Here is a 16,447-nt window from a genome sequence, read left to right on the forward strand (position 1 = left end):
GTCATGTCTGAGAACGTGCAGATGCCGGCCCTCGGCGAGTCCGTCACCGAAGGCACCGTCACCCGTTGGCTCAAGTCGGTCGGCGACACCGTCGCCGTCGACGAGCCGCTGCTCGAGGTCTCGACCGACAAGGTCGACACCGAGATCCCGTCGCCCGTCGCGGGCGTGCTCGAGCAGATCCTCGTCCAGGAGGACGAGACCGTGGAGGTCGGTACCGACCTCGCCGTGATCGGCGACGGTTCCGGCGGCGGCGACGCCGCGCCCGCCCCCGCGGCGGCCGAGGAGCCCGCGCCCCAGGCCGCGCCGGAGCCCGAGCCGGCGCAGCCCGCCGCGCAGGAGGCCCCCGCCGAGCCCGCCCCCGCCGAGCAGGCCGCTCCCGCGCCGCAGTCCTCCGGGGACGGCGAGGAGATCAAGCTCCCCGCGCTCGGCGAGTCCGTCACCGAGGGCACCGTGACCCGGTGGCTCAAGTCGGTCGGTGAGACCGTCGAGGTCGACGAGCCGCTGCTCGAGGTCTCGACCGACAAGGTCGACACCGAGGTCCCCTCACCCGTGGCGGGCACCGTCCAGCAGATCCTCGTCCAGGAGGACGAGACGGTCGAGGTCGGCACCGTGCTCGCGATCGTCGGTTCGGGCGCCGCCTCGGCCGCGGCCCCCGCGGCCCCGGCCGAGCAGCCCGCGCAGGAGGCCCCGAAGCAGGAGTCCGCTCCCGCCGAGGCGCCCACCGAGGCACGGACGCCCGCGAGCGAGGCGGACGTCCCCGCGCAGGCCGCGCAGGAGGCGACGCCCGCCCCGACGACGAGCGCCCCCGCTCCGGCCGCCGAGAAGCCGGCCGCGGCGTCGGCCCCGGGTGCTACCCCGGCCCCGGCCGCCAAGGCCGGTGGCACCTACCTCACGCCGCTCGTGCGCAAGCTCGCCGCGGACAAGGGCGTCGACCTCTCGACCCTCTCGGGTACGGGCGTCGGCGGCCGCATCCGCAAGGAGGACGTGCTCGAGGCCGCCCGCAAGGCCGAGGAGGCCAAGGCCGCCCCGGCCGCCGCCGCTCCCGCGGCTCCCGCAGCCGGTGGTGCCCCGAAGAAGGCCTCCGTCCCGGCGGTCTCGCCGCTGCGCGGCACGACCGAGAAGACGAGCCGCCTGCGCAAGCTCGTCGCGAGCCGCATGGTCGAGGCGCTGACCACCCAGGCCCAGCTCACGACGGCCGTCGAGGTCGACGTGACGCGCGTCGCCGCGCTGCGCAACCGCGCGAAGGCCGACTTCAAGGCGCGCGAGGGTGCCAACCTCACGTTCCTGCCGTTCTTCACGCTCGCCGCGGTCGAGGCGCTCAAGGCCTACCCGAAGATCAACGCGACCTTCGCCGAGGACGAGATCACCTACCACGGCCAGGAGAACGTCGGCATCGCGGTCGACACCGAGCGCGGCCTCGTCGTCCCGGTGATCAAGGACGCGGGCGACCTCAACCTCGCCGGCATCGCGCGCAAGATCTCCGACCTCGGCTCGCGCACGCGCGCCAACAAGGTCGGGCCGGACGAGCTCGCGGGCGGGACGTTCACGATCACCAACACCGGCTCGGGCGGCGCCGTCTTCGACACGCCGATCGTCCCGGTCGGCCAGGTGGCGATCCTCGGCACGGGGACCATCACCAAGCGCGCGGTCGTCGTCACGGACGCGGACGGGAACGACACGATCGGCATCCGCTCGACGTGCTTCATCTTCCTGTCCTACGACCACCGCCTGGTCGACGGTGCGGACGCCGCGCGCTTCCTCACCACGATCAAGAACCGCATCGAGGAGGGCGCGTTCGAGGCCGAGGTCGGCCTCTGACACGCTGCTTCCCCTGAGGCACCGCCGAGAGGCCTCGACCGTCATGGTCGGGGCCTTTCGGCGTTCTCGTGGCCGGACCCGGCGTCGGGCCGCAGAGAAGATCTCCACCACGGGTGCGCGGGGCCGTCGCCGCCCCGTAGCGTGTCCCCATGGACATCGTCGTGGCGGGCTCGCACGGATTCATCGGTGCGGAGCTGCTCGAGCGGCTGCGCGAGGACGGCCACCACGTGCGCCGACTCGTGCGGCGTGCCCCGCAGACGTCCGACGAGCACGAGTGGGACCCCGACGCCGGCGTCCTGGACCCCGGCGTGCTCGAGGGCTCGGACGCCGTCGTGAACCTCGCGGGCGCGGGGATCGGCGACCACCGCTGGACGACGGAGTACAAGCGCACCCTGGTCACGTCCCGGACCCGGACCACCGGTCTCCTGGCCCGGACCATGGCCGCTCTCGACGCGCCGCCGCCCGTCTGGGTCCAGGGCTCCGCCATCGGCTACTACGGCGACCGGGGCGCGCAGGTGCTCACCGAGACGTCGGCGTCGGGCGACGGCTTCCTCGCCCGCCTCGTCCGAGAGTGGGAGGCTGCGACGGCGCCGGCCGAGCAGGCGGGCGTCCGCGTGGTGCACGCTCGGACGGGCATCGTGCTCTCGTCCGAGGGTGGCGCCCTCGGCAGGCTCCTGCCGCTGCTGCGCCTCGGCGTGGGCGGTCGGCTCGGCCCCGGCACGCAGTACTGGAGCTGGATCACGCTGCGCGACGAGGTCGACGCGCTGCGCCACCTGCTCACCGCCCCCGTGCACGGGCCGGTCAACCTGTGCTCGCCCCACCCGGCCACCAACGCGGAGATCACCCGCGCGCTCGCGCGCGAGCTCCACCGCCCGGCCGTGCTGGCGGTCCCGTCCGTCGCGCTGCGCGTCGTGCTGGGCGAGCTGGCGTCGGACATCCTCGGCTCGCAGCGTGCCCTCCCGAGCGTGCTCGAGGCGAGCGGGTTCAGCTTCTCCGACCCCCTCCTCGCCGACGCCGCGCGGCGGGTCGCGGAGCGCCGCTGACCCCCTGCCCCGACGGCCGTCCCGAGCCGTTCCGAGCCGCCGAGCCGAGCCCGCGACGGGACGCGTCACCGCACCTCGGCGACGCGCCACCCGTCGTCGGTCCAGCGGAGCACCAGCACGACGCTGGTCCGCGGGGTCGCGGGCACGTGCAGCTCGCCGTCGTCCGCGCGCTGTCGGTGCGCGCTGACGGCGTAGTCGACCTCGACGACCGCGTCAGTCGGCACCGCGCCCGCCGGCGCGGGTGACCAGTCCTCGCCGAGCCGGGCGTCGAAGACCTCCGCCCGTGCGTCGAGCACGTCCACGCCGTCGAGCGCCTCGAGCACCGCGGCGTCGCGCGCCTCCGCCGACGAGCCCTCCACCACCACCGACGACAGGTCTCCCGCACCCTCGGTCAGCAGCGCGAGCCTCCGCGCGGTGAGCGCGCGCGCAGCCCCGCTCGGGTCGTCCCGGTCGAGCACCGCCCTCGTGCCCGCGTCCGGCTCGGTCGTGGCCGTGCTCGGCGACGGCTCGCCGCCGTCGGGCGCAGCCGTCCGCGACGGCCCCAGGGCGACCAGCAGCACCACGAGCGCCGCACAGCCGACGAGGATCGCCAGGCTCGTGCCGACCGTGCGGGCGGCCCGCCGCCGTCGGGCCCGGGCACCCCGACCGCCGGTCCTCGTCCCGCCACGCACGGTGCCCCTGCTGGCCGTCGGCACCCCGGCGCCGGGTCGCACGGTCCGCCGACCGCCGAACGCTCCCGCGACGAGACGCGCGGCGTCGGGCATCACGACCGGACGCGGCTCCACGGCGTCGTAGCAGCGCGCGGCGAACGTCCCCGCGGCAGGGCGCGCGGAGGGTTCGTCGCGCAGCGCGATCGCGAGCTCGGCGTGCAGCGCCGCGAGATCACGTGCTTCCTCCGGGTCGGCGGTCACCGGGGAGGACGGGTGGCTCGACGCCGGAGGCGGCACGAGGTCGAGCACGAGCCGAGCGAGGTCACGCACGTCGTCCGCGGCCGTCCGGTGCGCGGGCGCCAGGGCGGGGCGCAGGACCGCCCTCCCGCTCGGCGTGACGACCACCGCCGACGCGTCGAGGCTCCCGTGCGCACGCCCGTCCTGATGGAGCCGCGCCAGCCCCTGCGCGACCGGGACCAGCACCGTGACCGCTTCGGCGGCCCGGAACGGTTCCCGGGCCGCGGCGAGCTCGTCGAGGCGCAGCCCGTCGACGTGGTCGGTGAGGACCACGAGCGACGACTCCCCCGCCTCGACGACACCACGCACCGCCACGAGGTGCTCGTGGTCCTCGGAGAGGGCGTGCAGGTGCTCGACCAGCGCGGCACGAAGCGCCGGTCCCTCCGGAACCTCCAACCGCGCGACCTCGCACACGGCCCCGGCGTCGTCGTATGCCACCACGCCACCGTCCGCGCCGGGCTCCCGCCGGACCGACCACCCCGCCGCGCCGAGCACCGGCGCCAGGTCCACGACGGTCTCCACGGGCGGTCGCGCACGACGCGACGTCGACAACGGCATGACTCATCTCACCGCACGGAGGACCCCGAGGTGCCGTTGTCCACAGGCCGATCGTGATGCGCCCCGTCGAGCGTGCCCGTTCCAGACCCGGGCGCGGGCGCCTGCCGGGTCACGCCCTGGGGGCGGTCAGACGTCGAGGAGCCGACCCTCGCGGGCGCTGCGGCGGGCGGCGTCGAGGACCTCGGCGATGCGGACGGCGTCGTGCGGGTCGACGGGGGCGGGGCCCCCGTCGAGGATCCAGTCCGCGACGGCTCGGTAGAAGTCGGCGTGACCGCCCGGGGCCTGCGCGACGGGCTCGCGCTCGCGCCCACGCGTGACCCATCCGAGGGTGCCCTCGGGCGCGGCGTCGTCGAACACCTCGAAGGGCGACGCGTCGTTCTCGAAGGTCGTCACGACGTACGCACCGCCTGTCCCGAGCACGCGCGTGCGCGGCCCCGGGGCGCCGACGACGGAGCCTGCCCAGAGGCGGCTGACCACCGCGTTCCCGTCGGCGTCGGGCTCGTGGTGGAGCACGAGGAACACGTCGTCCTCGGTCGGGGTGGTGTGCGAGCGCAGCTCGGCCCACACGCCGGCGACGCGCCCGAAGAGCTGGGTCGCGGAGTCGACGAGGTGCGGTCCGAGGTCGAGGAGCAGGCCGCCTCCGACGAGGTCGTTCTCCTTCCAGCGCTGCTGCGGCACGGGGCGCCACCGCTCCCACCGGCGCTCGAAGGTGTGCACGCGGCCGAGGTCCCCACGGTCGAGGACGACGCGCAGCGTGAGCTGCTCGGGGTCCCAGCGGCGGTTCTGGAAGACGGTGAGGGGCGTGCCCGCTGCCTCGGCCGCCTCCACGACGGCGCGGGACGCCGCGGCGCCGAGCGCGAGCGGCTTGTCGACGACGACCGGCACGCCGGCCCGGGCGAGCGCGGTGGCGTGGTCGGCGTGCAGGGCCGACGGGCTCGCGACCACGACGACGTCGTAGGCGGCGCGGTCCGCGAGGAGAGCGTCGAGGTCGTCGTGCAGGTGCACGCCGGGCCAGTCCTCGACCGCGGCGGTGCGGCGCTCGGGCGACCGGACGACGACCGCCGTGACGACGTGCCCGGCCTCGCGGACGAGCCGCGCGTGGATGCCGCGACCCGCTCCCCCGTACCCGACGATCCCGACCCTGAGCGTGCGCGCGGCGGTGTCCATGCCGCCCAATCTAGCCGTGCCGCCGATCGGTACCGGAGCGGTCCTGCGGAGTGGTCCGAGCACCGTCGCGGACCTGGCAGAATATGCGCGTTGGTCCGGTATGGAGCGCTGCGTACCGTCTCGCGCGGGTCGGGCCGAGAATCGGTTTCGGGAAGGTCGTCCCTTGAGCACCACGAGCCGCCGCGTCCCTCGTCGGAGCGTCCTGCGCTACGTCCTGATCGCCCTGGCGGTCGCCATCGTGGTCGCGAACGTCATCAACCAGCAGTCGGTCGCCGCCGACGACGAGCCGGAGCCCGCACCGGGCAGCGCGCTCGAGGCGCTGGCGCGGCTCGAGGTCAAGGGACCCGGTCCGGACACGGGCTACGAGCGGGAGCTCTTCGGTCCCGCGTGGGCGGACGTCGACGGCAACGGGTGCGACACCCGCAACGACATCCTCGCCCGCGACCTCACCGAGCTCACCTTCTCGACGCGGGGCGAGGTCTGCGAGGTGCGGACGGGCACGTTTCAGGACCCCTACACGGGCGAGACCATCGACTTCCGCCGCGGCAACGCGACCAGCATGGCCGTCCAGATCGACCACGTGGTCCCGCTGATGGACGCGTGGCGCAAGGGCGCGCGCGCCTGGGACGACGAGACGCGCCGGCAGTTCGCCAACGACCCGCTCAACCTGCTCGCGTCCGACGGCCCCGCGAACCAGTCCAAGGGCGCGCGCGACGCGTCGGCGTGGCTGCCCCCGAACCACGCGTTCCGCTGCCCGTACGTGGCGCGGCAGATCGCGGTGAAGGCCGCCTACGAGCTCGCGGTCACGCCGTCGGAGTCCGAGGCGATGGCACGCGTGCTCGAGGACTGCCCGGCCGAGCCCGTCCCCGCGGGCTGACCCGGCCCCCGGTCGGCGCGCCCGAGGGCGCTCGGCCACCAGGCCCGACGACCGACGTCGTGCACGAGCGCGGGCACCAGCAGCGACCGCACGACGAGCGTGTCGACGAGGACGCCGAACGCGACGATGAACGCGAGCTGGGCGAGGAACAGCAGCGGGATGATGCCGAGCGCGGCGAACGTCGTCGCGAGCACGACGCCCGCGGACGTGATGACCGACCCGGTGACCGCGAGACCCCGCAGCACGCCTCGCCGCGTCCCGACCCGCAGGCTCTCCTCCCGCACACGCGTCATGAGGAAGATCGAGTAGTCGACCCCGAGCGCGACGAGGAAGCAGAACGCGTAGAGCGGGACGGCCGGGTCGGCGCCCGGGAAGTCGAGCACGTGGTTGAAGACGATCGCGGCGACGCCGAGCGCGGCGCCGAACGACAGCACGTTGGCGAGCATGAGCAGGACCGGCGCGACGATCGACCGCAGCAGCAGGACGAGGATGAGCAGGATCACGGCGAGGACGACCGGCACGATGATCCGCAGGTCGCGCTGGCCCGCGAGCTGGGTGTCGAGGCGCTCGGCCGCCGCGCCACCGACGACGGCCTCGGGCGAGACGTCGTGCACGGCGTCGCGGAGCGCCGAGACCGTCTCGACGGCCTCCTGGCTGTCGGACGGCGCGTCCGTGGTGACGTCGACGCGCACCTGCCCGTCGACGACCACCGGGTCGCCCTGCGCGGGTGCACCGGGAGCGACGGCGGGCTGGTCCGTGACGGGGGTCGCCGCGGCGACGCCCTCGGTGCCCTCGGCCGCCGCGACGACGGCGTCGAGGTCCGCCTCCGGGGCGACGACGATCGCAGGCTGCGCGGAGACGCCCTCGAAGTGCTCGGTGAGCGCCTCCTCGCCGGCGACGGAGTCGACGTCCGCGAGGAACACCTCCGAGTCGCCGGTGCCCTCGGCGTCGAGCGTCGGGACGAACGCCGCGCACGCGGCGAGCACGAGCGCCGTGACGACCCACACGCGCCGGTCGTGCCGCCCGACGAAGCTCGCGACGCGCGACCACACGCCGTGCCCCTCGACGCTCACCGCGTCGTCGCTCTCGACGGTCGCGGGCTGCGTCTCCGCCGCACCGGCGTCGTGCGCGGCGTGCGCGCCCTCGTACCGGGGCATGCGCGGCCAGAACAGCCCGCGCGAGCGCTGCCCGGCGACGAGCAGGAGGGCGGGCAGGAGCGTGAGGGCGGCGACGAACGCCGCGGCGATGCCGATCGCGGCGACGGGACCGAGGCTGCGGTTCGACGCGAGGTCGGACAGCAGGAGGCACAGGAGGCCCGCGATGACGGTGCCGGCGCTCGCCGCGATGGGCTCGACCGAGGCGCGCACGGCGCGGCGCAGCGCGGTCGTCGTCGAGCGGACGAGGCGCAGCTCCTCCCGGTACCGCGCGACGACGAGCAACGAGTAGTCGACGGCGGCGCCGACGACGAGGATCGAGAGGATGCCCTGCGACTGCCCGTTGAGCGTGAGGACGTCCGCCGCGGCGAGGTGGTAGACGACCAGGCCCGCCAGCGTCAGGGCGAGCACGGCCGTGAGGATGACGAGGAACGGGAGGATCGGCGACCGGTAGACGATCGCGAGGATGACGAGCACGGCGCCGAGCGCGACGAGCAGGAGGACGGTGTCGATCCCGCCGAACGCGGTGACGAGGTCGGCGACGAACCCGGCCGGGCCGGTGACCCACACGTCGAGCGAGGTGCCGGCGAGCCCGCCCTCGGACGCGTCCGCGGCAGCGAGGTCGCGCAGGGCGCCGACCGCGAGCTCGCTCACGCTGTCCTCGTCGGCGCCGATCCGGTCGGACGCCACGGAGGCGTCGAGCGAGACCACGACGAGCGCCGCCTCGCCGTCCTCGGACGGCACGACGACGGGGTCGGCGACGGAGACGTCGCCCACGGTCGCGGGCTCGTCGCCCGACGTGCCCTCGAGCGGTGCACCTGGCACGGCCTGCGCGTAGGCGTCGAGCGCGGCGAGGTCGTCGGGCGTCAGGGCGCTGCCGTCGCCCGTGGTCGCGACGACGAGCGCGGGGAGCGTCTCGGAGTCCGTGAACTCCTGCGCGACCTCGGCGGCGCGCGTCGACTCCGCGCTCGCGGGCAGGAACGCCGCGGCGTCGTTGGTCTGCACGCTGCTCAGCTGACCTTGCGCCTGGCCGCCCAGTGCGCCGATCGCCATCCACAGACCGATGACTGCGACAATGATCAGTCCGCGGAGGAACCCGCCCGTCCGATTGCTCAGCATGCTGAGGAATGGTGCCATGGTGGAGGGAGGAATGCACGTTGGAGCAGTCACCGAGGGACCGCACCGGGCCGTACGCCGACCCGGACGTCGGCGACCCCACCCCGACAGACCCCCAGGAGTGGGCCACCGGCCGCCTCCTGTTCGCCGTCGCGCGCCGGATCGAGAGGGAGTGGAACGCCCACCTCGGGAAGTGGGACCTCAACCACGCGGGCTTCCCGGTGCTCATGCACCTGCTCGCCGGCCCCCGCTCGCAGCGGGTGCTCGCCGAGGAGTCGGGTGTGACCGAGCAGACGATGAGCCGGGTCGTGGCGAGGCTCGAGCGCTCCGGCTACGTGACGCGCACGGACGACCCCGTCGACCGGCGCCGCCGCGCCGTCGCGATCACCGCGGCCGGGCGCGACGCCGGGCTCGCGGCGGCGCGCCGCCGGCCCGCCGAGGACCTCGCGACACGCGGGCTCGACGACGGCCAGGTCGTCGCGCTGCGCGAGGCCCTGCTCGCGCTCCTCAAGACGCTCCCCCGCTCGCCCCTGGACGAGGGTTAGCCTGGGCCGATGGACCTGCTCGCGCTGCCCGGGATCACGGAGTACCACGAGGCCTGGGACCTCCAGCGCGCGGTGCACGACGACGTCGTCGCGACCACCCGGCCGGACACCCTGATCCTCGTCGAGCACCCCTCCGTCTACACCGCCGGCCGCCGCACGCGCCGTGACGAGCGGCCCGACGACGGCACGCCCGTCGTGGACGTCGACCGCGGCGGGAAGATCACGTGGCACGGCCCGGGCCAGCAGGTCGCCTACCCGATCGTGCGGCTCGCCGAGCCGGTCGACGTCGTCGCGTACGTGCGCGCGCTCGAGGAGGCCGTCATGGGCGTGTGCGCTCGGCTCGGCCTCGTGACGATGCGCGTCGAGGGGCGCAGCGGGGTCTGGGTCGCGGCGGACGAGACCCGCCGCGAGCGCAAGGTCTGCGCCGTCGGCGTGCGCGTCGCCAAGGGCGTGACGATGCACGGCCTCGCCCTCAACTGCGTCCCCGATCTCTCCCGCTTCGACCGGATCGTCCCCTGCGGGATCGAGGACGCCGACGTGACGTCGCTCACCGCCGAGCTCGGGCGCGAGGTCACGCTCGCCGAGGTCGCGCCCCTGCTCGTGGCTGCGCTGGAGGACGCGCTCGCCCCGCTGCTCGCCGCGGCCACGACCGACGGCGCGCACCTCGCCACCCCGCAGGACGCGCTCGCGGGCTAGGCTGGGTAGTCCAGGGAATCCTCGCGCGCCGGAGTACGGGTGGGTCGGCGCGCGGTAGGACGTACCCCGAGGACCTGGACCGCATGACCACCACCCCCGCGCGCCCGACGTCGCGTGCCCGCACCACCTCACCCCTCCCCGCGCCGCCCCGCCCCGACGCGCCGGCTCGCAGCGGCTACGCCCGCCTGCCCCAGCTCGCGGGCCGCGCGTTCCTCCCCGTGGCGTTCCTCGCCCGGCTCCCCTTCTCGATGCTCACCATCGGGACCCTGCTCCTCGTGTCGTCGACGACGGGGTCCGTCGCGCTCGGCGGGCTCGCCTCGGCGTCGACCGCGCTGGGCACTGCGCTCGGTGGCCCGACCCAGGGCGCGCTCGCCGACCGCGTCGGTCAGCGCGGGGTCCTGCTCGTCGCCGTCCCCGTCGCGACGCTCGCCGTGCTCGGCCTCGTGCTCGCCGCCTCCGCGCCCGGCGCGACGGCGGCGGTCCTGGCCGCCGCAGCGGTGACGGGCGCCAGCGCACCCCAGGTCGGCCCGCTCGCGCGCGTGCGCTGGCTCCGGCTCGCCGCCGACGAGCCGCGCACCGTGGAGGCCGCGATGAGCTACGAGAGCACCGCCGACGAGGTGAGCTTCGTGCTCGGCCCCGCGCTCGTCGGCATCCTCGCGTCGGCCGGCTCTCCGCAGGTCGCGGTCCTCGTCGCCGCGGGCGGCATCGCCGTCTTCGGCACCGCGTTCGCCCTCCACCCGACGGCGCGCGCGACGGGTGTCCGCCTCCCCGCCACGACCTCACCCGACACCGGTGCGGGCGCGGGCACGACGAGCGCTCCCACGGGTGCCGTCGGGACGCTCGCGCTCGTACGGCGCGAGGCCGTCGTGCTCGTCGGGATGCTCGCGATGGGCCTGCTGTTCGGCGGGACCCAGGCCGCGCTCACCGCGCTGACCCGCGACGCGGGCGTGCCCGGGAGCGCCGGTCTCGTCTACGCCGTGATGGGGGTGGGCTCCGCCGTCACCGCGCTGTCGGTCGTCGCGCTCCCCCGCCGCTGGGGCGCGCGCAGCCGGTGGATCACGTTCGCCGCCGGGCTCGTGGCGGGCACGCTCTCCCTCGTCCTCGCGGCCGCGAGCGGCTCGCTGACGGCCGTCGTCGTCGCGGTCGCGGCGACCGGCCTGTTCGTCGGGCCGGTGATGGTCACGGTGTTCACCGTCGCCGGCGAGCGCGCGCCCGCCGGGCGGACGGCGTCGGCCATGACGCTCGTGGCGAGCGCCAACGTCGTGGGCGTCGCGATCGGTGCGTCCGGGGGTGGCGCGCTCGCCGACGGGATCTCGACCACGGCCGCGTTCGTCCTGCCCGTGGTCGCCGCGGTCCTGCTCGTCGCGACCGGGGTGTCGCTGACGTCACGTCCACAGGGTGAGCGACGCGCGGGAGACGACGAGCGCGAGCGCGTAGTCTGACCGGAGTCCGGCGTCGTACCAGGGCACGCGCACCCGAACGGTGCGCCGCCCACCTGCCTGCTCGGCGCGACGTCGGCGCTCACTCGCCACGACGACCGGGAGACACCCGTGACGATCGCACCTGAAGGACGGCGCATGCTGCGGGTCGAGGCCCGCAACGCCGCGACGCCGATCGAGAAGAAGCCCGAGTGGATCAAGACCCGCGCGACCATGGGCCCGGAGTACTCCGAGCTCAAGGGGCTCGTGAAGCGCGAGGGCCTGCACACGGTCTGCGAGGAGGCGGGCTGTCCCAACATCTTCGAGTGCTGGGAGGACCGCGAGGCGACGTTCCTCATCGGCGGCGACCAGTGCACGCGGCGCTGCGACTTCTGCCAGATCGACACGGGCAAGCCGGCCGACTTCGACGCCGACGAGCCGCGCCGCGTCGCGGAGTCCGTCCAGGCGATGGGCCTGCGCTACTCGACCATCACGGGCGTCGCGCGCGACGACCTGCCCGACGGCGGCGCCTGGCTCTACGCCGAGACCGTCCGCCAGATCCACCAGCTCAACCCGGGCACCGGCGTCGAGCTGCTCATCCCCGACTTCAACGCGATCCCCGAGCTGCTCGACGAGGTGAACGCGTCGCGTCCCGAGGTGCTCGCGCACAACCTCGAGACCGTGCCGCGCATCTTCAAGCAGATCCGTCCCGGTTTCCGGTACGAGCGCTCGCTGTCGGTGCTCACGCGGGCGCGCGAGGCGGGCCTGGTGACCAAGTCGAACATCATCCTCGGCATGGGCGAGACGATCGACGAGGCCAAGGACGCGCTCCAGGACCTGCACGACGCCGGCTGCGACCTCGTGACGATCACCCAGTACCTGCGCCCCTCGCTGCGCCACCACCCGGTGGACCGGTGGGTCAAGCCCGAGGAGTTCGTCGAGCTCTCCGACGCCGCGGAGGAGATCGGATTCCTCGGCGTCATGTCGGGCCCGCTCGTGCGGTCGTCGTACCGCGCCGGTCGCCTGTGGGGCCAGGCCATGACGCGCCGCGGCATGGAGATCCCCACGGCGCTCGCGCACCTCGCCGAGCCGACGACGTCCCGCCAGGAGGCCGCGAGCCTGCTGGCCCGTTCGCCCCACTAGACTGACCCGCATGGCCCGCAAGAACTCGGACAGCACCGGCGCGCCCGCCGCCGGCGAGCAGGTCGCGAAGCAGAAGAAGCCCAAGAAGCAGCGCTGGTACCACCAGGTGTGGGCCGCGTATCAGATGACGCGCAAGCAGGACCCCGCGGTCACGTGGGTCATGCTCGGCGTGTTCGTCGGCATCCTCGCCGTCGCGCTCGGCATCGGCCTGTGGTGGGGCCAGTGGGTCTACACGCTCATCGTCGGCATCCCGTTCGCGGCGCTGGGCGCGATGTTCGTCCTCACGCGCCGCGCCGAGCGTGCCGCGTACCAGCAGATCGAGGGCCAGCCCGGCGCGGCGCGCGCCGCGCTCGGGACGATCCGTCGTGGCTGGACGTTCGACGAGGAGCCCGTCGCGATCGATCCGCGCACGCAGGACCTGGTGTTCCGCGGCGTCGGCCGGGCCGGCGTCGTCCTCGTGAGCGAGGGCCCGGCGCACCGCGCGAAGCGTCAGCTCGACGCCGAGCGCAAGCGCGTCGCCCGCGTGCTGCCGAACGTGCCGATCACCACGATCCAGGTCGGCGACGAGGAGGGGCAGGTCGCGCTCCCCAAGCTCCCGCGCGCGGTCCAGAAGCTCAAGCCGTCGCTCACCAAGCCGGAGACGGCCGAGGTGTCCAAGCGACTGCGCGCCCTCGGGGTGTCGCGCCTGCCGATCCCCAAGGGCATCGACCCCACGCGCGCCCGCCCCGACCGCAAGGGTCTCAAGGGTCGCTGACCCAGCTTCTGCTGCTGCACGACGACGCCCGGCCGGGCGAGGATCGCTCCTCACGGCCGGGCGTCGTCGTCCCTGGGAGGCCCGCCGCCGCGATGCCCGTGTCGCGCGGCGTTGCCCTGTCAGGTCCAGGACCGCCAGTCGGCGCCGCCACCGACCCGGTCCACGACCGCGTCGAGGCGCCGGGCGAAGATCTCCCAGCGCCGCTCGTCGCCGAAGCGCTCGTGCAGGCCGGTGACGAAGACGCGAGCGTCGTCCGTCCGGTCGTGGCTCAGGTACCAGCCGGCGACCCGCTCGTACTGCGCCAGCGCGTGGCCGGCGAGCTCGTCCACGACCGCGTCGGCGGTGGCGCGCCGGTCGAGCGCGTCGAGGAGCCGGACGAGGTCGCGCGCCGCGACCGCACCGACGGTGTCGACGTCGGCGTCCGCCGCGACGTCGTAGTGCTCCGGGGAGTCGGGCAGCACGTCGTGCGGGCGCCACCTCAGGTGGCAGGACGGCTCGTCGGGCTCCGTGAGGACCGGAGCGTCGAGGAGCTCGTCGAGCGCCGGGACGTAGACGGAGCCGTTGAGGGAGAACCGCGCGAGCGCCGGCCCGTTGCGCGTGCTGCGCTGCACCTGGACGACCTGCACCGTCTCCCCGGCGGGCCTGCGGAACGTCGAGCCGGCTCGGCGGAAGCCCCGACCGGTGAGGACGGGGACGAGGTGCTCGCGCACGAGGCGCGTGACGGCGGCGGCAGGCATGGCCCGAGGCTAGGGCGACGCACCCACACGCTCGTCGTGGGGATCGAACGTCAGGTGCGGACGAGGACCGTGCCCGCGGCGCGGTCGTGGAGCCCGCGCCCGTCCGCGTCCCACACGACCGCGGGGACGACGAGGCACAGCAGCACGGTGCGCAGAGCACCGCGGCCGATGCCGACCATGCGTGCGGGCTCGGCCAGACGACGGACCCGCATGCCCATGACGCGGTGCCCGACCGTGAAGCCCAGCGTGCTCACCAGCAGGACGTTCTCGATCGCGAAGACCAGCGGCTGCGACCAGACCGGCAACGCGGAGATGCCCTCGAAGAAGCCCGGCGCGGCGGGCCGGAAGAAGAGGAACGCGACGAGCGTCGCGAGCACCCAGTCGATGACGAGCGCGACGACGCGCCGCCCCAGGGTCGCGAGCGAGCCCGGTCCGTCCGGCGGGAGCCCGAGCCGCGCGCCGCGACCGTCGTGCTGACCGCCCGGGGTGCCCTCGAGCCACGAACCCATGTCCTCGCGTGAAACCACGGGACCAGGGTACGTGCCGGTCGGTGGACGGCCTCGACGTCTGGGGCGCGCACGGCGGTATCGTGCCGAACGGCACACCGCCCGCCGGCGGCTGCCGCGTGCCCTCGTGTAGCACGAACGTCACACGGGGACGCGGGACGTAACACGACCGAAACAATGGGTACACGGCGGGGAAACCGCCTCGGCCTAGGTTCGTGGGCGCCACGTCAGCGGCAGGTTCGCCGCGCAGCCCGACGGCACCACCCGATCAAGGAGCAACGGATGTTCAACAACGCGGAGGAGGCAATCGCCTTCACGCGGAACGAGGGCGTCGAGTTCGTCGACGTCCGGTTCTGCGACCTGCCCGGCATCATGCAGCACTTCAACATCCCCGTCTCGCAGTTCGACGAGAAGGCGTTCGAGGACGGCCTGATGTTCGACGGGTCGTCGATCCGCGGCTTCCAGGCGATCCACGAGTCGGACATGAAGCTCGTGCCGGACGTCAAGACCGCGTTCGTGGACCCGTTCCGCAAGCGCAAGACGCTGGTCGTGAACTTCTCGATCGTCGACCCGTTCACGGGTGAGCCGTACTCGCGCGACCCCCGCAACATCGCGGCCAAGGCCGAGGCGTACCTGCGCTCCACCGGCATCGCCGACACCGCGTTCTTCGCGCCCGAGGCCGAGTTCTACGTCTTCGACGAGGCGCGCTTCGCGACGAACCAGCACTCGAGCTTCTACTACCTCGACTCGATCGAGGCCGCGTGGAACACGGGCCGCGAGGAGGAGGGTGGCAACCTCGCGTACAAGACGCGCTACAAGGGTGGCTACTTCCCCGTCTCCCCGTCCGACCGCTTCGCGGACCTGCGCGACGACATGTGCGCGACGCTGGAGCAGGTCGGCCTCGAGGTCGAGCGCGCGCACCACGAGGTGGGCACCGCCGGCCAGCAGGAGATCAACTACCGCTTCAACACGCTGCTGCACGCGGCCGACGACCTGATGAAGTTCAAGTACGTCATCCGCAACGAGGCGTTCGAGGCCGGCAAGTCCGTCACCTTCATGCCGAAGCCGATCTTCGGCGACAACGGCTCGGGCATGCACTCGCACCAGTCCCTCTGGAAGGACGGCAAGCCGCTGTTCTTCGACGAGAAGGGCTACGGCGGTCTCTCCGACCTCGCGCGCTGGTACATCGGCGGCCTGCTCAAGCACGCCCCGTCGCTGCTCGCGTTCACCAATCCGTCGGTGAACTCCTACCACCGCCTGGTCCCCGGCTACGAGGCCCCGGTCAACCTGGTCTACTCGGCCCGTAACCGCTCCGCGTGCATCCGCATCCCGGTGACCGGCTCGTCCGCCGCCGCGAAGCGCGTCGAGTTCCGCGTGCCGGACCCGTCGGCCAACCCGTACCTCGCGTTCGCCGCGCAGCTCCTCGCCGGCATCGACGGCATCAAGAACCGCATCGAGCCGCCGGAGCCGATCGACAAGGACCTCTACGAGCTGCCGCCCGAGGAGCACGCGCAGATCCAGCAGGTCCCCGGCTCGCTCGCCGAGGCGCTGGACAACCTCGAGGCCGACCACGAGTTCCTCACGCAGGGCGACGTGTTCACGCCGGACCTGATCCAGACGTGGATCGACTACAAGCGCACCAACGAGATCGACCCGATCCGCCTGCGCCCGCACCCCCACGAGTTCGAGCTCTACTACGACATCTGATGCCATGGCCCGATCGGGCCTGGTGACGGTCGCGAGACGGCGGTCGACCCTGCGCGTCCGTCGCAAGACGGAGCGCGGGGTCGGTCGCCGTCTGGCGTTCTCGCGTCGGGTCTTCCTCATCGGTCCTTAAGCGATGAATCTCGCTCGAACGGTGAGGCTTGACCCACTACATTGAGCCCGACACGGCGTGTAGCTCAGCAGTAGAGCGCCCGGCTTCGGTCCGGGAGGGCGCAGGGGCAGAACCTGCCACGCCGGCCGAAG

At 74.0% G+C, this 16,447-nt stretch carries 14 protein-coding genes and 1 tRNA gene; 10 read left to right on the top strand and 5 right to left on the bottom strand.

The annotated features are described in order from the left end of the window. Window positions 1–3 precede the first annotated feature (3 nt). On the top strand, window positions 4–1,818 hold the full coding sequence (sucB, locus tag ACFVN3_RS08285) for a 2-oxoglutarate dehydrogenase, E2 component, dihydrolipoamide succinyltransferase (protein ID WP_378232291.1): 1,815 nt from the start codon (window positions 4–6) through the stop codon (window positions 1,816–1,818). Between the two features lie 149 nt (window positions 1,819–1,967). Continuing rightward, entirely contained in the window at window positions 1,968–2,861 is an 894-nt protein-coding gene (locus ACFVN3_RS08290; RefSeq protein WP_378232292.1) for a TIGR01777 family oxidoreductase, read from the top strand. 65 nt (window positions 2,862–2,926) lie between these two features. Here the strand turns inward: ACFVN3_RS08290 and ACFVN3_RS08295 are convergent, their stop codons facing one another. Both ACFVN3_RS08295 and ACFVN3_RS08300 read right to left on the bottom strand, forming a co-directional pair. Then, window positions 2,927–4,318 carry a hypothetical protein gene (locus tag ACFVN3_RS08295; protein WP_378232293.1) on the bottom strand — a complete coding sequence of 464 codons (1,392 nt, stop codon included), beginning with the start codon at window positions 4,316–4,318 and terminating at the stop codon, window positions 2,927–2,929. A 174-nt stretch (window positions 4,319–4,492) separates the two neighbouring features. Further along, a complete protein-coding gene (locus tag ACFVN3_RS08300) occupies window positions 4,493–5,533 on the bottom strand; it encodes a Gfo/Idh/MocA family protein (RefSeq protein ID WP_378232294.1) in 1,041 nt (346 codons plus the stop codon). A gap of 163 nt (window positions 5,534–5,696) precedes the next feature. Here ACFVN3_RS08300 and ACFVN3_RS08305 point away from each other — a divergent pair, with 163 nt between their 5' ends. Beyond that, on the top strand, window positions 5,697–6,410 hold the full coding sequence (locus ACFVN3_RS08305; RefSeq protein ID WP_378232296.1) for an HNH endonuclease family protein: 714 nt from the start codon (window positions 5,697–5,699) through the stop codon (window positions 6,408–6,410). Here ACFVN3_RS08305 and ACFVN3_RS08310 read toward each other — a convergent pair. Then, window positions 6,323–8,683 carry an MMPL family transporter gene (locus ACFVN3_RS08310; protein WP_378232298.1) on the bottom strand — a complete coding sequence of 787 codons (2,361 nt, stop codon included), beginning with the start codon at window positions 8,681–8,683 and terminating at the stop codon, window positions 6,323–6,325. The genes ACFVN3_RS08305 and ACFVN3_RS08310 overlap by 88 nt on opposite strands. Window positions 8,684–8,721: 38 nt before the next feature. Here ACFVN3_RS08310 and ACFVN3_RS08315 point away from each other — a divergent pair, with 38 nt between their 5' ends. The 5 genes from ACFVN3_RS08315 (at window position 8,722) to ACFVN3_RS08335 (ending at window position 13,236) form a co-directional block, all read left to right on the top strand. Then, the gene (locus ACFVN3_RS08315; RefSeq protein WP_378232299.1) at window positions 8,722–9,225 is read left to right on the top strand and encodes a MarR family winged helix-turn-helix transcriptional regulator; all 504 of its coding nucleotides are present in this window, start codon (window positions 8,722–8,724) and stop codon (window positions 9,223–9,225) included. Between the two features lie 9 nt (window positions 9,226–9,234). Next, window positions 9,235–9,921: a lipoyl(octanoyl) transferase LipB gene (gene lipB / locus ACFVN3_RS08320; protein ID WP_378232300.1), complete on the top strand. Its 687-nt coding sequence runs from the start codon at window positions 9,235–9,237 to the stop codon at window positions 9,919–9,921. Window positions 9,922–10,004: 83 nt separating this feature from the next. Further along, the gene (locus ACFVN3_RS08325; RefSeq protein WP_378232301.1) at window positions 10,005–11,363 is read left to right on the top strand and encodes an MFS transporter; all 1,359 of its coding nucleotides are present in this window, start codon (window positions 10,005–10,007) and stop codon (window positions 11,361–11,363) included. Between the two features lie 108 nt (window positions 11,364–11,471). Then, the gene (lipA, locus tag ACFVN3_RS08330) at window positions 11,472–12,482 is read left to right on the top strand and encodes a lipoyl synthase (RefSeq protein WP_378232302.1); all 1,011 of its coding nucleotides are present in this window, start codon (window positions 11,472–11,474) and stop codon (window positions 12,480–12,482) included. Window positions 12,483–12,492: 10 nt separating this feature from the next. Then, the gene (locus tag ACFVN3_RS08335) at window positions 12,493–13,236 is read left to right on the top strand and encodes a DUF4191 domain-containing protein (RefSeq protein WP_047233940.1); all 744 of its coding nucleotides are present in this window, start codon (window positions 12,493–12,495) and stop codon (window positions 13,234–13,236) included. A 119-nt stretch (window positions 13,237–13,355) separates the two neighbouring features. On the opposite strand, the gene ACFVN3_RS08340 is transcribed toward ACFVN3_RS08335, so the two are convergent. Continuing rightward, on the bottom strand, window positions 13,356–13,973 hold the full coding sequence (locus tag ACFVN3_RS08340; protein ID WP_378232303.1) for a DUF4304 domain-containing protein: 618 nt from the start codon (window positions 13,971–13,973) through the stop codon (window positions 13,356–13,358). Between the two features lie 50 nt (window positions 13,974–14,023). Beyond that, complete coding sequence (locus tag ACFVN3_RS08345; protein WP_378232304.1) at window positions 14,024–14,500, bottom strand: RDD family protein; 477 nt, start codon at window positions 14,498–14,500, stop codon at window positions 14,024–14,026. Between the two features lie 261 nt (window positions 14,501–14,761). On the opposite strand from ACFVN3_RS08345, the gene glnA reads away from it, so the two are divergent. Beyond that, window positions 14,762–16,186: a type I glutamate--ammonia ligase gene (glnA, locus tag ACFVN3_RS08350; protein ID WP_378232306.1), complete on the top strand. Its 1,425-nt coding sequence runs from the start codon at window positions 14,762–14,764 to the stop codon at window positions 16,184–16,186. Between the two features lie 183 nt (window positions 16,187–16,369). Further along, window positions 16,370–16,441 (top strand) — tRNA-Arg (locus ACFVN3_RS08355). The last annotated feature ends 6 nt before the right edge of the window (window positions 16,442–16,447 follow it).

The organism is Cellulosimicrobium sp. NPDC057862, assembly GCF_042797035.1.
In the GTDB taxonomy this organism is placed as follows: Bacteria; Actinomycetota; Actinomycetes; order Actinomycetales; family Cellulomonadaceae; genus Cellulosimicrobium.